17 protein-coding genes are annotated in these 15,772 nt (G+C 56.4%); 15 read left to right on the plus strand and 2 right to left on the minus strand.

Annotation, left to right across the window (positions count from 1 at the left end; genetic code table 11):
- Window positions 1-38: 38 nt before the first annotated feature.
- On the plus strand, window positions 39-812 hold the full coding sequence (locus DFP98_RS13435) for an MBL fold metallo-hydrolase (protein ID WP_116061110.1): 774 nt from the start codon (window positions 39-41) through the stop codon (window positions 810-812).
- On the opposite strand, the gene DFP98_RS13440 is transcribed toward DFP98_RS13435, so the two are convergent.
- Window positions 809-1,462, minus strand: a complete 654-nt coding sequence (locus DFP98_RS13440; RefSeq protein ID WP_116061111.1) for a thiamine diphosphokinase — start codon at window positions 1,460-1,462, stop codon at window positions 809-811. The two genes, DFP98_RS13435 and DFP98_RS13440, sit on opposite strands and share 4 nt — an antisense overlap.
- A gap of 157 nt (window positions 1,463-1,619) precedes the next feature.
- On the opposite strand from DFP98_RS13440, the gene DFP98_RS13445 reads away from it, so the two are divergent.
- On the plus strand, window positions 1,620-2,252 hold the full coding sequence (locus tag DFP98_RS13445) for a trimeric intracellular cation channel family protein (protein ID WP_371822850.1): 633 nt from the start codon (window positions 1,620-1,622) through the stop codon (window positions 2,250-2,252).
- Window positions 2,249-2,725: a low molecular weight protein-tyrosine-phosphatase gene (locus tag DFP98_RS13450; protein ID WP_116061112.1), complete on the plus strand. Its 477-nt coding sequence runs from the start codon at window positions 2,249-2,251 to the stop codon at window positions 2,723-2,725. Before DFP98_RS13445 ends, DFP98_RS13450 begins: the two co-directional genes overlap by 4 nt.
- 1 nt (window position 2,726) lies before the next feature.
- Here the strand turns inward: DFP98_RS13450 and DFP98_RS13455 are convergent, their stop codons facing one another.
- Entirely contained in the window at window positions 2,727-3,479 is a 753-nt protein-coding gene (locus tag DFP98_RS13455; RefSeq protein ID WP_116061113.1) for an alpha/beta hydrolase, read from the minus strand.
- A 245-nt stretch (window positions 3,480-3,724) separates the two neighbouring features.
- Here DFP98_RS13455 and pdhA point away from each other — a divergent pair, with 245 nt between their 5' ends.
- From pdhA to DFP98_RS13515, 12 genes are all read left to right on the plus strand, one after another.
- Window positions 3,725-4,828: a pyruvate dehydrogenase (acetyl-transferring) E1 component subunit alpha gene (gene pdhA, locus DFP98_RS13460; RefSeq protein ID WP_116061114.1), complete on the plus strand. Its 1,104-nt coding sequence runs from the start codon at window positions 3,725-3,727 to the stop codon at window positions 4,826-4,828.
- Between the two features lie 60 nt (window positions 4,829-4,888).
- Complete coding sequence (locus tag DFP98_RS13465; RefSeq protein ID WP_116061115.1) at window positions 4,889-5,866, plus strand: alpha-ketoacid dehydrogenase subunit beta; 978 nt, start codon at window positions 4,889-4,891, stop codon at window positions 5,864-5,866.
- Between the two features lie 22 nt (window positions 5,867-5,888).
- Complete coding sequence (locus DFP98_RS13470; RefSeq protein ID WP_116061116.1) at window positions 5,889-7,223, plus strand: dihydrolipoamide acetyltransferase family protein; 1,335 nt, start codon at window positions 5,889-5,891, stop codon at window positions 7,221-7,223.
- A gap of 3 nt (window positions 7,224-7,226) precedes the next feature.
- Window positions 7,227-8,648, plus strand: coding sequence for a dihydrolipoyl dehydrogenase (lpdA, locus tag DFP98_RS13475; protein WP_116061117.1), 1,422 nt, complete (start codon window positions 7,227-7,229; stop codon window positions 8,646-8,648).
- A gap of 107 nt (window positions 8,649-8,755) precedes the next feature.
- Complete coding sequence (locus tag DFP98_RS13480; RefSeq protein WP_116061118.1) at window positions 8,756-9,409, plus strand: DUF2625 family protein; 654 nt, start codon at window positions 8,756-8,758, stop codon at window positions 9,407-9,409.
- Between the two features lie 128 nt (window positions 9,410-9,537).
- Window positions 9,538-10,368 carry a hypothetical protein gene (locus DFP98_RS13485; RefSeq protein WP_116061119.1) on the plus strand — a complete coding sequence of 277 codons (831 nt, stop codon included), beginning with the start codon at window positions 9,538-9,540 and terminating at the stop codon, window positions 10,366-10,368.
- Between the two features lie 140 nt (window positions 10,369-10,508).
- The gene (locus tag DFP98_RS13490; protein ID WP_116061120.1) at window positions 10,509-11,003 is read left to right on the plus strand and encodes an acyl-CoA thioesterase; all 495 of its coding nucleotides are present in this window, start codon (window positions 10,509-10,511) and stop codon (window positions 11,001-11,003) included.
- Between the two features lie 166 nt (window positions 11,004-11,169).
- Window positions 11,170-11,964: a thymidylate synthase gene (gene thyA / locus DFP98_RS13495; RefSeq protein ID WP_116061121.1), complete on the plus strand. Its 795-nt coding sequence runs from the start codon at window positions 11,170-11,172 to the stop codon at window positions 11,962-11,964.
- A 39-nt stretch (window positions 11,965-12,003) separates the two neighbouring features.
- The gene (locus DFP98_RS13500; RefSeq protein WP_116061122.1) at window positions 12,004-12,495 is read left to right on the plus strand and encodes a dihydrofolate reductase; all 492 of its coding nucleotides are present in this window, start codon (window positions 12,004-12,006) and stop codon (window positions 12,493-12,495) included.
- 130 nt (window positions 12,496-12,625) lie between these two features.
- On the plus strand, window positions 12,626-14,116 hold the full coding sequence (locus tag DFP98_RS13505; protein ID WP_116061123.1) for a glutamate synthase subunit beta: 1,491 nt from the start codon (window positions 12,626-12,628) through the stop codon (window positions 14,114-14,116).
- Window positions 14,117-14,199: 83 nt separating this feature from the next.
- Window positions 14,200-14,526, plus strand: a complete 327-nt coding sequence (locus DFP98_RS13510) for a hypothetical protein (protein ID WP_116061124.1) — start codon at window positions 14,200-14,202, stop codon at window positions 14,524-14,526.
- A 141-nt stretch (window positions 14,527-14,667) separates the two neighbouring features.
- A complete protein-coding gene (locus DFP98_RS13515) occupies window positions 14,668-15,771 on the plus strand; it encodes a hypothetical protein (protein ID WP_116061125.1) in 1,104 nt (367 codons plus the stop codon).
- The last annotated feature ends 1 nt before the right edge of the window (window position 15,772 follow it).

The following is a 15,772-nucleotide window of genomic DNA, read 5'->3' on the forward strand; positions in this document are numbered from 1 at the left end:
TTCTTACCTTAAAATATACGGGAATTAGGGGATGCGGAATGGAAGTCACCTTTCTGGGAAACGGCGATTCATTGGGGACGCCAAGAGTGTATTGCGATTGCGAGGTGTGCGAGGAAGCGAGAAGCGGCGGCTTGAACCGCCGCTATCGTTCGTCGCTTCTGCTGGAGACGGAGGGCGAACCGCCGCTGCTTCTGGACTGCGGCCCGGACTGGCGAGGGCAAATGGAGGCGATCGGCTGTCGCGGCATCTCGCAAGCGCTGATCACGCATGCCCATTTCGACCATATCGGCGGCTTGACGGAGTGGGCGGACGCTTGTCGATGGAGGCAGGAGAGGGGCGCTCTATACGCGCCGCAGGAAGTCATTCAGAGCATTGTCGAGCGTTTTCCATGGATCGTCGGCCAATTGTCGATGACGGCCAATGACGAAGGCATGAATTACGGAGAGTGGCGGATTACTCCATGGCGGGTGAATCACGGTAAAAACGGATTTTCCTACGCTTATCGATTCGAGAGTATGAAGGACGGAAGAGCCTGGGCGTACTGCTCGGATTCGATCCATCTGGAAGGGGAGCAAAAGTCGCCTTTGCGCGGTCTGTCTCTACTTGTCCTCGGCACAAGCTTTGTCGTGGAAAATTATCCGGTGGAGACGCGGTCGGTGTACGATATGCGCGAAGGGCTGGAGCTTGTTGCCGAGATGAAGCCCGAACGCGTTCTGTTCACGCATCTGTCCCACGACGTCGACGTTCGCGCCGATTACGGGCTGCCCGCCTGCGTATCGCTTGCCGAGGCGGGACTGGTCGTAACCGTCTAGTCGCGGCTGCGTATGACGAGCAGCAATCCGCCTGACAGCTCAATCGTACCGGTATCCGCTTCGAGCACATTGCTGATGCCAAGCGACCAGCCCAACTTAAGCGTAGCGTTCAGCAACGGATAACGAAAGCCGGTCAGCGTCACTCCGGTCGCTTCCAGGGACAGCGGCAGCAGCGAGACGTAAGGGTACTTGCCGTCTGCTTCCAACTGAAGGCGATTGGCGCACAGCCGAATTTCGTTGTGCTCGTCTACAAGCGTCATCGAAGCTCCGCGTTCATGCGCCTGACGAAGCAGATGCACGTTGCCAAGCCCGTGATCGAATCGCGTGCCGAGCGCCCCGGCAGCGACGATCTGCTTGAAGCCGCGATCCAGCGCTTCGCGTAGAGCAAGCTCGGTATCGGTCCAATCTTTATCGTAGGCGTCGCAGGCAAGCACCTCCTTGGCAGCGGCGGAGATTCGCCGCATTTCGTCTTCGCTGACGGAATCGAAATCTCCAAGCGCGAGGTCGGGCTTCAGTCCGTGGCGAACAAGAAATTCCGCCCCGCGGTCGGCTCCGATCAAATAATCTCCCGGGACCGGCAAATCGGCAGCCCACGGACCGAGGCTGCCGCCGGCGAAAATAATAGCGCGTTCGGAATAGGAACGGGACATATCTAAATAGCTCCTCCTGCAATCTATTGTCCAATATTATTTAATTTTAGCATAGACCGTTGCAGAACTGCAGACCTACCCGCTACAATGAGTAACGGAGCGCCTGCCGTAAGGTCGGCGGAAGTGTTGAACCGGTGTTTGCAGAGGAGAGTTAAAGTTGGAATTGGACGATGTGTTTCAAATTTTCAGCTTGATCGGAACGATCGCGTTCGCGGTCAGCGGCGCGATCGTCGCCATGGAAGAAGAGTACGACATATTGGGCGTGTTCGTGCTTGGGCTTGTTACTGCGTTCGGAGGAGGGGTGATCCGGAATTTGCTGATCGGCGTTCCGGTGACGACGCTGTGGAGTCAAGGCTTGTTTCTGAAGACGGCGGGCATTTCGATTCTGATCGTGTTCGTGCTGCCGATCGCCTGGATTCATCATTGGAAAAGAAGCGAAGCTTTCTTCGACGCGATCGGTCTGTCGGCCTTCGCGATTCAAGGGGCGCTTTATGCGGTGAAGGCGAATTTGCCGATTAGCGCCGTTATGGTCGCGGCTATGCTGACCGGGATCGGCGGGGGAATGGTGCGGGACATTATGGCCGGCAGGAAGCCGCTCGTGCTTCGCGACGAGATTTATGCCGTCTGGGCGCTTGCCGCCGGCTTGGTCATCGGCTTATCGAAACTGCAGGCCCCTTGGTTCCTGTTTATTCTGTTCCTGCTCGTCGTTGCGTTTCGAATGCTGTCCGTACATTATAAATGGAAGCTGCCGCGCCGTTCGTTGCGCGCAGCGTCGGGAGGTCCATCATGAGTTACTCCGTATTGTTTGTGTGTCTAGGAAATATTTGCCGCTCTCCGATGGCGGAGGCGGTTATGCGTCATCTGATCGAACGTGAGGGGTTAAGCGATCTTGTGACGGTCGATTCTGCCGGCACCGGCGACTGGCACATCGGCCGTCCGCCTCATGAAGGGACGCGCGGCTTGCTGGATCGCTACAGCATTTCTTATCAAGGGATGAGAGCCCGACAGCTCTCCGTTCAAGACGGCGGAGATTTTGATCTGATCGTGGCAATGGATACGCAGAACGAGAAGGATATCCGGGCGAAGCTCGGAGCTTCGCCGCGGTCGGAAATCGTCCGTTTTCTGTCCTTGCTTCCGGAGAGAGGCATGGACGACGTACCCGATCCTTATTATACGGGCAACTTCGACGAGGTGTACGAGCTCGTCAATGAAGGCTGCGAGAGAATTTTGACGCGTATTCGCGAGAAGCTACCTCAGCGCTAAGTCAGCGAAACGCCCGAGGCTCCGGTCCGAGAAAGGGGGCCAGAGCTTCGGGCAGCTCCTTCTGCCAAAACCCCCATTTATGCTCCCCGTCCTTTTCCGTGTAGAGGACTTGAGCCCCTTTTTCCCTCAATGTTTGCTCCGCTTGACGATTCAGCTCAACGAAATCGAATGTGCCTCGGTCGGTGGCAAACTCGTTTTCCTGCAGACCGACAATCATCCATATGCTTAGCCGCTCAAGCGAAGGGGCGCTGCGAAGCTGCTCCATGTAGACGTCGTAAAAAGCGCCGGAAAGCGACAGAATGCGGCTGAACAGCTCCGGATAGGCGAGCGCAAGCGACACCGATACCGCTCCTCCGAGGGAGTCGCCGGCAAGCAGGCGCTGTTCGGGAACATCGCGAACCGGATAATGAGATTCGATCCAGGGAATGAGTTCCTCCGCGAAAAAACGGGTATAAGACAAATAGCGTTCTCCATCCGGAGTATACTCCGAGGTGCGAAGCTTGACGTTCACGTCGACGCCGACGACGATAAACGGCTCCCAGTCTTCTTCTAGAATCAGTCTTTGGGCATGGGTAGCGATTCGGCCAAAATTAAAAAATTCTTCTCCATCCTGACAATAAACGACAGGATAACTCATCCAAGGCTGAAATCCGGGAGGCAAATAGACCCGGATTGAGCGGCTGCTCTTCGGAAGCCAGCGGCTGGGGATGTCGTGCTTGTGAATCGTTCTCTTAAACAACGAGCTGTCGCTCATAGGAGACGCCTCCTTGGCAGGTATGGGATTGACCGGGCATGGGCAAACCAACTGAGGGTATGAGACACAAATTGTACTACACTGTATTACAAATTTATAATTCCTGTTATATAAACATGAAAAGGAGAAAAGCTTTATAAAATAAGGTTTTTTCGAGTTTTTCTTTGACCAATTCACTTAAACAGGGATATAATAATTCTATAACAGATTGCCCTCTTCCACAATCAAAGATGAGGTGAACCTTAATGAGCAAAGTATCCACGGAAGCTCCGGAGGTCAAAACCGGCGCTCAACCGCACGTAGTCAAGTCCGAAGATGTAAAGCCGTTGCAGGTACTGTCACCGGAAGGAGAAGTAATTAATCCGGAGTACATGCCGAAGCTGTCGGACGAGCAATTAAAAGAAGTGATGTATCGCATGGTGTTCACGCGCACTTGGGACGACCGCGCAGTCAACCTGGGACGTCAGGGCCGTCTCGGTTTCTACGCTCCGGTATCCGGACAGGAAGCGACAATGGTCGGCAGCGAATACGCGCTTACGAAAGAAGATTTCGTCTGCCCGGGTTATCGCGATATGCCGCAGCTAGTGTGGCACGGACTCCCGCTTTATCAAGCGTTCCTGTACTCCCGCGGTCATCAGCACGGCGGGCAAATTCCGGAAGGCGTTAACGTTCTGATGCCGCAGATTATTATCGGCGCTCAGATCCTGCATGCGACGGGCATCGGCATGGGCTTTAAGCTGAAAGGCGAGAAGCGCGTTGCCATTACGTATACCGGGGACGGCGGTTCCTCTGAAGGCGATTTCTACGAAGGCTTGAACTTCGCAGGATCCTTTAAGCTGCCGGTTATCTATTTCGTGCAAAACAACGGCTACGCGATTACGACTCCGTACGAGAAACAGACGGGCGCTCAATCGATCGCGCATAAAGCGCTGGCCGCAGGTATCCGCGGCGTGCAAGTCGACGGCATGGACGTATTGGCTGTCATCTCTGCCGTGCAAGAAGCGGCCGAAATCGGACGCAATGGCGGTGGCGCGACGTTGATCGAAGGTCTGACCTACCGTTTCCGTCCTCACTCGATGGCGGACGATGCGACGAAGTACCGTACGAAAGACGAAGAGCAGGAATGGAACCAGAAGGATCCGATCGTTCGCTTCGGCAAGTTCCTGGCGAAGAAAGGGCTGTGGACGGAAGAGGACACGGCTCGCGTGAAGGAAGAAGCGAAAGCTGCCGTTAACGAGCATATCAAAAAAGCGGAACAGACTGAAAAAATGTCGATCTCCGGCTTGATCGATTCGATGTTCGAACATACTCCGCCACACTTGGAAGAGCAAAAGGCGGATTTCCAATAATCGCAACTACTAAGAGCGGCCGGCTGCGGTCGCAAACTGAATGACGGGGGAGTAAACAGCATGGCGCAAATGACAATGATTGACGCGATCCGCGATGCGATGCGGGTAGAGCTTGCGCGCGATCCAAGCGTGCTTGTGTTCGGGGAAGACGTCGGCCACGTCGGCGGCGTATTCCGCGCGACGGAAGGGCTGCAAAAAGAATTCGGCGAACAGCGCGTATTCGATACGCCGCTGGCCGAGTCCGCCATCGGCGGCCTTGCGGTAGGTCTGGGAACGCAAGGCTTCCGCCCGATCGCAGAAATTCAATTCGTAGGCTTCATCTATGAAGCGCTTGACCAGATGTTCGTGCAAGCCGCCCGCATGCGTTACCGTTCGGGCGGACGCTATCATGCTCCAATCGTATTCCGTACGCCGTTCGGCGGCGGCGTCAAGGCGGCCGAGCTGCACACGGATTCGCTGGAGGGTCTCGCCATCCAGACGCCGGGCATCAAAGTGATCGTGCCTTCCAATCCATACGATGCGAAAGGTCTGCTCATCTCGGCCATTCGCGATAACGATCCGGTCTTTTTCATGGAGCATCTTAACTTGTACCGCGCGTTCCGCGCCGAAGTGCCGGAAGGCGAGTACACAGTGCCAATCGGCAAAGCGAACGTCGTTCGCGAAGGCAAAGACGTGACGATTATCGCTTACGGCTTGATGGTGCATACTGCGGTCAAAGCGGCCGAAGAGCTGGAGAAGAACGGCGTATCCGCAGAGGTAATCGACCTGCGCACGCTGATGCCGCTGGACATCGACACGATCGTCGCTTCCATTCAGAAGACGAATCGTGCGATCGTCGTGCAGGAAGCTCAGAAAACTTCCGGAGCGGCTGCGGAAATTATCGCGCAAATTAACGAAAAAGCGATTCTGCACCTGGAGGCTCCGGTGCTTCGCTGCGCAGGTCCGGATACGGTGTATCCGTACGCGCAGATCGAAGACGCGTGGCTGCCGACTCCGGCACGCATCGTGAAGACCGTTAATCAAGTGCTGCAGTTCTAAATCGGAAAAAGGAGGGTTCCAGGTGACGAGATTCGAATATCGATTCCCGGAACTCGGCGAAGGGATGCACGAAGGCGAAATCGTCAAAGTGCTCATCGCGCCGGGACAGACGGTAACGGACGAAGACATTATTATGGAAGTACAGAACGATAAAGCGGTCGTAGAAGTGCCGTGTCCGGTTAACGGCAAAGTGCTCGAAGTGCTGGCCAAAGACGGACAAGTTATGCATATCGGCGAACTGGTCGCCGTCATCGAAGCGGAAGGCGACGTGCCTGACCAAGTTCCGGCTGCAGACAGCCACGCTCAGCCTGCCGGCGACAACAGCGCCACCGGCGGCGCGGATACGAAGGGCGAACCGGCGCAACAGCCTGCGGCGGAAGCTGCTGGAGCGGCCCCGGCTGCTGCTGAAGCGAAGCCGGCGGCAAGCAATGCGCTTGTGCTGGCGACGCCTAGCGTACGCAAGCTGGCGCGCGAGAAGGGCGTTGCAATTGCAGAGATCGCAGGCAGCGGCAAGAACGGTCGCATTACTCGCGAAGACGTAGTTGCTTACGCTTCCGGCGGCGCGCCGAAAGCTGCGGCCTCCGAGGCGGCGGAAGCTTCCGAAGCTCCGGCAGCGGCGGCTGCTCCGAAAGCGGCAGCGGCGGTCAGCGGTCCGGGCGTCGAAGAGCGCGTACCGTTCAAAGGCATCCGCAAGGCGATCGCCAACGCGATGGTCAAGTCGGTCTACACGGCGCCTCACGTTACGCTGATGGATGAGATAGACGTGTCCGCACTTGTGGCGCTGCGCTCCAAAGCGAAGCCGGTCGCCGAGAAGAAGGGCGTCAAGCTGACGTACCTGCCGTTTATCGTGAAGGCGCTCGTCGCCGCATGCCGCGAATTCCCGGCAATGAACGCGATGATCGACGAAGCGGCCAACGAAATTGTATACAAGAAGTACTACAACATCGGCATTGCGACGGATACGGACAACGGTTTGATCGTTCCGGTCGTGTTCGACGCCGATCGCAAGAACATTTGGTCGATCGCCAACGAAATCCGCGATCTGGCCGCTCGCGGCCGCGACGGCAAACTGAGCGCAGCCGAGCTGAAGGGCAGCACGATTTCAATTACGAACATCGGCTCCGCCGGAGGCATGTTCTTCACGCCGGTGATCAACTTCCCGGAAGTTGCGATTCTCGGTACGGGACGCATCTCCGAGAAAGCCGTCGTCAAAAACGGAGAAATCGTTGCGGCTCCGGTTATGGCACTGTCTCTCAGCTTCGATCACCGCATCATCGACGGCGCCACGGCGCAAAACTTCTTAAATTACATCAAGCAGCTGCTTAACGATCCTGAACTGCTTGTTATGGAGGTATAAGACATGGTCGTAGGAGACGCTTCTCTCGATATTGATTTGCTCGTTATCGGTGCGGGCCCCGGCGGATACGTCGCGGCGATCCGCGCGGCTCAACTGGGACAGAAGGTAATTATTGCGGACAAAGCCAAGTTCGGCGGCGTCTGTCTGAACGTCGGCTGTATCCCGTCCAAAGCGCTGATTAACTCCGCGCACCACTACGAGTCGATGCAGCATGCGGCGGACTACGGTCTGTCTGCAGATAACATCAACGTTGACTTCGGCAAAGTGCAGGACTACAAAAACTCGGTCGTTAACAAAATGACGAGCGGCGTAGAAATGCTGCTGAAGGCGAACAAGGTGCAAATGTTCCAAGGCGAGGTTATGTTCATCAACGAGAACGAAGCCCGTCTGTTCAACGATCAGGAAGCGCCGCGCTACCGTTTCAAAAACTGCATTATCGCGACGGGGTCCCGTCCGATCGAGCTGAAGCCGTTCCCGTTCGGCGGACGCATTCTGTCTTCGACAGAAGCGCTGTCCCTGCCTGAGCTGCCGAAGAGCCTTGTTGTTATCGGCGGCGGCTACATCGGCATCGAACTCGGCCAAATGTACGCCAAGTTCGGCACGAAGGTAACGGTGCTTGAGGGCGCGGATACAATTCTTCCGGGCTTCGACAAGGATATGAGCCAACTGGTCGTTAAGAAGCTGAAGAAATCCGGCGTCGAGATCGTGAACGGCGCGCTTGCTAAAGGCGCGGAGCAGACCGACAAGGAAGTTACGGTAACGTACGAAGTCGGCGGCGAACAGAAGACGGTAACGGCAGATTACCTGCTCGTAACTGTTGGCCGTCGTCCGAACACCGACGGCGAGCTTGGCCTCGACCTGATCGGCGTGAAGGTTGGAGAGCGCGGACTGATCGAAGTGGACGAGCAATGCCGTACGAACATTCCGCACATTTACGCTATCGGCGACATCGTGCCGGGCGCGGCTTTGGCGCACAAAGCCTCCTACGAAGCGAAGGTAGCTGCGGAAGCGATCGCTGGCCTGCCTTCGAAGGTGGACTATAAGTGCATTCCAGCCGTGGCGTTCTCCGATCCCGAATGCGCAAGCGTCGGCTACACGGAGAAGGAAGCGAAAGACAAAGGCATCAACGCGAAATCCAGCAAGTTCCCGTTCGGCGGTAACGGCCGTGCAGTAACGTTGGGCGGCGCGGACGGCTTCATGAAGCTCGTTCACGATGCCGATACGGGTCTGGTGCTCGGCGCGCAAATCGCGGGCGTCGAAGCTTCCAACATGATCGCCGAGCTGGGTCTTGCGATCGAGATGGGCGCAACGATCGAAGATATTGCGCTAACGATCCATGCTCACCCGACTTTGGGCGAAATCACGATGGATACAGCCGAGCTGGCTATGGGTCACCCGATCCACACGCTTGCGCCTAAAGCTTAAGTTAGTAGTTAGCGATGCACGGCTTATTCTGCGCTGCTTGACAGTGCAGGTAGGCCGTGTTTTGTTTTTTTTCGATCCAGAGCAGCGCTTTATAAGGAGGGGAAAGCATGACGGACCGTCAAGAAGATAGGCAGGAGCAATCGACATGGCGCATGATTCAGACTTGGGCGGCGAAAGCGGTCAATGCGGTTGAACTGCTTCCTGTGGAAGGAAGCAAGGGCGAAGAGGAGATTGCAAGGCTGAAGCTCTCCTTGCGATCCACTCTGGGGGCGGTAGCGCAATATACGGGCGGTATTCTTGTGCAGCACGGATGGCTGCGTATCCTCGGTTCAGGCAGCCCCCGACTGCCGCGCCGCTTAACGGAATGGAACGAGGGGACATTGGAGCTGACGGAACGTAGACTGGACGGAGCATTGCTAGTCGCGGACGATGTGATGGGCGGCTTTTTCGCTTTAAACTTCGGGGCGTTTGACGGCGGTCATGGCGATGTTTACTATTTTGCGCCTGACACGCTGAAATGGGAGCGCTTCGGGGTTCCGTACTCGGATTTTCTAGAGTGGGCATGCAGCGGCGATCTGGACTTGTTTTACGAAACGTTTCGCTGGCCGGGCTGGAAGGAAGAGCTGGAGCGAGTGCGGGGGGATCAAGCATTCTCCGTCTATCCGCCTCTGTGCATGAGCGGCGAGCAGATTCAGAAGCGGTCGAGGGCGATCGTATCGGTGGAAGAGGTGTGGGGCTTAACGGCAGGCGGACGGGCGTAACCGGGATCGGATAGTTCTGCGGGAGTTGCGGGAATAGGAACGTAGACGCTTCTTATCCTTATTTGTCGCATGGTACACTTGATCCGCAATGGAATAAGTTAACTATGGGAGCCGGGGAGGCGTCTGCTTTGCTTGAGTGGACTAGCGATGCGTGGGGAAAATTGACGGGACCGTATGGTACCGGAGAGAAAGTGCCGGCGCTGCTGCAGCAGTTGATGGGAGAGTACGATCAAGAAATAGCCGATGAGCTTTTTCAGGAATATTTGTTTCATCAAAATACAATTTATACGGTCACTTATGCGGCCGTTCCTTATTTGACGCAGATGGCTCGTTCGACGACCGATCCGGAAGTCCGGCGCGATCTGTTTGTTACATGCGGCGTCATCGAAGCGAGTCGTGATCGGAGTGAAGCGGCGCCATTCCCCGCGGCTTGGGCGGGGCTCGCCGAACAAGTGGGAGCGCCGGTCTGCTCAGACATCTACGGCTCGTATATTGAAGCGATACGGGAGATGGCGTCTTTAGGAGAAGACGTGCGCGCCCATGCCGCCGATGCGCCCGTTGACGAGTCGGAGAAGCGCTACATTCTTCTGGCCGACGCAGCCTATCGGGGATCGCATCCGGTGGCGAATATGCTGATGACATTCTCGTCAGGGGATGAGTACGTTGCCGTATGTCCAGCCTGCGAGCAGGATGTGTATTTGTGGCCGAATGGGGAAGGTGGGCGTATTCAGGCGTTTGCCGAGGACCCCGTGTTCGAGGAGGAGCAAGAGGCTTATGAAGTCGTACCGACGGCCAAATTTGCGGATGCGGAACAGAAGACGTTAGCGAAGCACGCAGCGGCAATCGGCGAACATGGGCTCGCTCGCGATTTGCCGTATTTGGCCGGAGAGGCAAACTGTCCTTCCTGCGGCCAGCATATGCAAATCTGGCCAGCGTTGCTTTCGACATTTTCAGGATAAAAGGCTGCAAAAAACGCGGTACGACCAAATAAAAACAATCAGCGCTATTCGCCGAACCGCCCTTTGGGCAAAAGCGAAGGCGCTGATTGTTTAACCCGCGGCTTCGGCGTAAAATAAGGCATAGTGAGGAGGCGAACGAGATGAATGAGGAAACGGCCAGACCGGTCGGAAGATCCAGATCGGTCATGACGGAGCTTGTATTCCCGACGGATACGAATCATCACGGCACGATGTTTGGCGGCACATTGATGAAATATATCGATAAAATATCCGCGATCGCCGCTATGCGCCATTGCGGGAAGACGGTTGTGACGGCTTCATCGGACAGCTTGGATTTTCTGGCGCCGATTCGCATGGGCGAGGCCGTGGAACTGGAAGCGTTCATCACCTGGACGAATCGCAGCTCGATGGAGGTGTACGTCGTCGTGCGGGCGGAAAATCTGTTCACCGGAGAACGCCGAGTCACATGCACTGCGTTCTCGACGTTTGTCGCGCTCGGAGACGACGGCAAGCCGACGCCGGTGCCTGCTGTCGTCCCCGAGAACGAAGCCGAGCGCAGGCTGCACGACAGTGCTCCAGAGCGCTACGAGCAGCGCAAGAAGCGTCGCTCGCAGCGGTTTTCCGCAACGGAATGACGTAAAACTTGAGCGCCACGCTATAAGCGACTTGTGCATGCAAGGCAACGCGGAGTGACAGCCGCAGGGACGAGTGGTACAATTTTAGACTACGACGAGTTTAAGTATCTCTAAATTTCGTTGCTCCTCCTTAACAACAAAAATTCGGTGTCGAGGTGTGTATTCGTTGCGTAATTATTTGGATTTGCTGCAGGATGTGCTGGATCATGGCGCGAAGAAGGAGGACCGCACCGGAACCGGAACGCTGTCCGTTTTCGGTCGTCAGCTTCGCTTTGATTTGTCCGAAGGATTTCCCCTTGTGACTACAAAACGCATTCATCTGAAATCGGTCGTTCACGAGCTGCTGTGGTTTCTGAAAGGCGAAACGAACGTTCGTTATCTGAAAGAAAACGGAGTCCGCATCTGGGACGAATGGGCCGACGAGAACGGCGATCTCGGACCTGTCTACGGCTCGCAATGGCGCGCCTGGGAGACGCCGGACGGTCGAACGATCGACCAGATCCAGCAGGTAGTGGATGCCATCAAAAGAAATCCCGACTCTCGCCGTCATTTGGTTAGCGCTTGGAACGTGGCCGTCATCGATCAGATGAAGCTGCCGCCCTGCCATTTCGTATTTCAATTTTACGTTGCCGAGGGCAAGCTGAGCTGCATGCTGACGATGCGCTCGGTCGATACGTTCCTCGGGCTTCCGTTCAATATCGCGTCGTATGCGCTGCTGACTCATATGATTGCACAACAGTGCGATTTGGAAGTCGGTGAGTTTGTCTGGTCCGGCGGAGACGTTCATATTTACAGCAACCATTTGGAGCAAGTCAAGCTGCAGTTAAGCAGGGAGCCGCTGCCGCTGCCGAAGCTGAACATTTTGCGCAAGCCGGATTCGATTTTCGATTACGTCTATGAGGATTTCGAATTTGCGGGCTATGAGCATCACCCCGGAATTAAAGCGCCTGTAGCCGTATAGACAGGCCTGTTTGGATCAATTATACAAAGGATGTTGGCTATGACTGTCACCTTAATCGCCGCTGTCGCTTCGAATGGAGTGATTGGGCGAAACAACGAGCTGCCTTGGCGGCTTCCCGCAGATTTGAGCTATTTTAAGCGAAATACGCTTGGCAAGCCTGTGCTGATGGGTCGCAAGACGTTCGAATCGCTGGGACGCCCGCTGAAGGATCGCGAGAACGTTATTTTGTCGCGGACGCTGGAGGTAGCTCCGGCAGGCTGTGTGCTCATGCGGACGATCGACGAGGCGGCGGAGGCCTATCGAGACCAGGAGCTAATGGTTATCGGAGGGGCGGAGATTTACGCGGCGACTTTGGCCAACGCCGATCGGCTTCTGCTGACGGAGCTTGCTCAGCCCTTTGACGGGGATGCCTATTTTCCCGAATACGACCGAGAGGAATGGCGGCTGGTGTCGCGGGAGGAGGGCGTTATAGACGAGCGGAACGCGATTCCGCACGCCTACTGCGTCTATGAGCGGGTCGGCAGCAAATAAGTGCAAACAATGCGACGGATAATCCATTGTGAGGATAAGCCTCATTTGTTAGGATGATCTATCATCGGCATACAAATGATGCAAGGGGACGAACTCACAAAGATACCGACGGATATGGAGGTTTTGCACGATGTCGACACCTACGGGATTTATGGAATATAAGCGCGAGCTGCCGGGCGACCGAGATCCGCTGGCTCGCATCCAAGACTGGAATGAATTTCACCGGATGCTCTCCGAGGAGCAGCTCAGCACGCAAGGCGCGCGCTGCATGGATTGCGGAACTCCTTACTGCCATACAGGCATCGAATTGGCAGGCAGCGTATCGGGCTGCCCGATCAATAATCTGATTCCCGAATGGAACAGCCTTGTCTACAGAGGCCTGTGGAGGGAAGCTTACGAGCGTTTGTCGAAGACGAATAATTTCCCCGAGTTTACGGGCCGCGTATGTCCGGCGCCGTGCGAAGGTTCTTGTACGGTCGGTTTGATTGGCGAGCCGGTTACGATCAAGACGATTGAGCAGGCGATTATCGATAAAGCGTTCGAGGAAGGTTGGGTCGTACCGCAGCCGCCGAAGACGCGCACCGGCAAGAAAGTCGCCGTCGTCGGCTCGGGTCCGGCGGGACTTGCCGCCGCCGCTCAGCTGAATAGGGCCGGCCATGCCGTCACCGTATACGAACGCGCGGACCGTCCCGGCGGGCTACTGACCTACGGGATTCCGACGATGAAGCTGGAGAAGCATATCGTGCAGCGGCGTGTCGACCTGCTGGCTGCCGAAGGCATTCAATTCGTCGTAAATACGGAGATCGGCAAAGACATTTCCTCTGCGGAGCTGCTGGAGCAATACGATGCGGTTGTGCTATGCGGCGGCGCGACTAAGGCGCGTCCGATCGGCAACGTGGAAGGGCACGGGCTGAAGGGCATCCATCAGGCAATGGACTATTTGAACAGCACGATCAAAAGCTATCTGGACAACGGCTTGCAGGACGGCACGTACATTTCCGGCAAAGACAAGAACGTGATCGTAATCGGCGGCGGAGATACGGGGACGGACTGTGTCGCTACGGCGCTGCGTCACGGGTGCTCCAGCATTACGCAATTCGGAACGCATGCGAAGGCGCCGCAGCAACGCGACGAGATGAATAACCCGTGGCCGGAGTATCCAAACGTGTATACGCTGGATTACGCGCATGAGGAAGCGAAAGCTCTGTACGGCGAAGATCCCCGTGCCTTTTCCGTTCTGACGAAGAAATTCGTCGGCGACGAGCAGGGCAACGTCAAAGAGCTGCACACTGTGCAAATCCGCCGCTATGTGGACGAGCAAGGCCGTAAAATCTACGAGGAAATTCCCGGAACTGAGAAAGTCTGGCCTGCGGATCTCGTGCTCGTCGCGGTCGGCTTCGAAGGTCCGGAAAGCACGTTGATCGATCAGCTCGGCTTGGAGACGGATCGCCGCTCGAACGTTAAGGCCCGTTATGGCAAATATACGACGAATGTGAATAAAGTGTTTGCGGCAGGCGATATGAGGCGCGGACAGAGTTTGATCGTCTGGGCGATCAACGAGGGCCGAGAAGCGGCGCGCGAAGTCGACAAGTTCTTAATGGGCGACACGTTGCTCCCATGACGGATATCGGTTATCTTATAGAGGTCGTTCCCGCGCTGCGGGACGGCCTCTTTTTCACGGATGAACGGAGGAGGAACGGCCGAATGATTCGGTATGGAGACGAAATGTGGTCGGAGTTGAGGTTTACAGGCTTTCAATATCAGGCGGAGCGCAGGGATGGGCAGTGGGTCGATGTGGCTTTGCGTCCGGAGACGGCAGGCGATACGCCGCTGCCGGAGGATGTGACCGACTTCCAAATTATCGCGGTATGTACCCATAACGGACATCCGATCCAACTGGTGACTCAGGACGAGGGCTGCGATTGCGAATATCAGCTGACCGAGTGGGAGCAGGAGCAAATTAATGCTTTTATCCGCACCGAGGAGGTCCGGCAGACAATTGCCAAAGCAGCGTCTGGCGGGGGCGAGTAACGGCGATTGTTCGCGATTGGCGTCGAATGCCGGGCCGGATTTCGCTTGAGAATGGTACGGAAGACAGGGCTTCCCCCAAATCTTTCCTCTATGTTACACTTGTGACTGACTGGCATCGAATCGGGGCGGGGGGAGTTTGTGATGGAAAGCGCGGCATTGCTGTCGCCTATGGACATACATACGATTCGCAGATACGTGCAGACCAAGTACGCTCCGCTTCCGGACGGACGCCGAGCCGAGATCGTCGCCGACGCGATTCGCAGGGCGCTCGCGCAGAGGATGCCGAATGTGCCGGACGAGCTTAAACTACGAATGATCGATCAATTGATTACGCGTTACCTGGTAGGGGAAAAACGCGATATTCACCCGGAAGACGTGCTTGATCTAATTGCGGAAATTGGCCAGGGAGACGAGCGCTTGACGGAACGTCTGCTGGAACCGCTGTTGGAATGGGCGAACGAACGGACGCAGCGGAGATGGAGCCCGGAGCAGCTTGCTTCCCGACTGGAGAGGCACAGAGGGCCTTCACCGCTCCTTGCAGCGGCTGAACCGTTGGCAGGTGTCCAACTGCCGGAGGAGCTGGTTTCGGGCCGCAATGGCTGGCGGGGAGCGACCTGGGCCGCGGTACGGAGTTTGGCGAAGCCTGCCCCCGCCATCGTTCTGGCGTCGGTCGTTGCCCTTGGCAGTGCGACCGCGTGGATCGCGCTTAGCGGGGAGCGTTCCGCATCTATAGAAGAATCTACGAGCGCCGCGCCTCCTGCGCCGGCAGCGTCTCAGGCGTCCGCTCCGGACGTTGGAATGCCGAAGGCGCTAAGGTATGCGGAGATCGATAAACAGGCGCTTATCGCCTACTTGAACGGACGGGATTCTCTGCTTGCCGAGGCGCCTTATTTTGAGGCGATTATGGACACTGCGCGCGAGTACGATCTGCATCCTCATCTGCTGTTCGCCATCACGGGCCAAGAGCAGGGCTTTGTGCCGAAGTCGGCCAAGCAGGCGGCGAAGATCGCGAACAATCCGTTTAACGTCGGGCATAGCTGGATGGAGTTCAATACGGACATCGCCAACTCCGCGGGCATCGCGGCCAGACTTCTCGTGAAGCTGGGCGAGAGCCGTCCCGAAGGTTACGACCCGTTCGAATGGTTCAATCGCACTTATGCCGAAGACCCGCTCTGGTCGGTCGGCGTTCGCAAAATTTTCGACAAACTCAGCGGATTGGGTGAAGAGAGCGGTGCCATTAGGTAAG

Source organism: Cohnella phaseoli (assembly GCF_003386235.1).
Taxonomy (GTDB): domain Bacteria; phylum Bacillota; class Bacilli; order Paenibacillales; family Paenibacillaceae; genus Cohnella; species Cohnella phaseoli.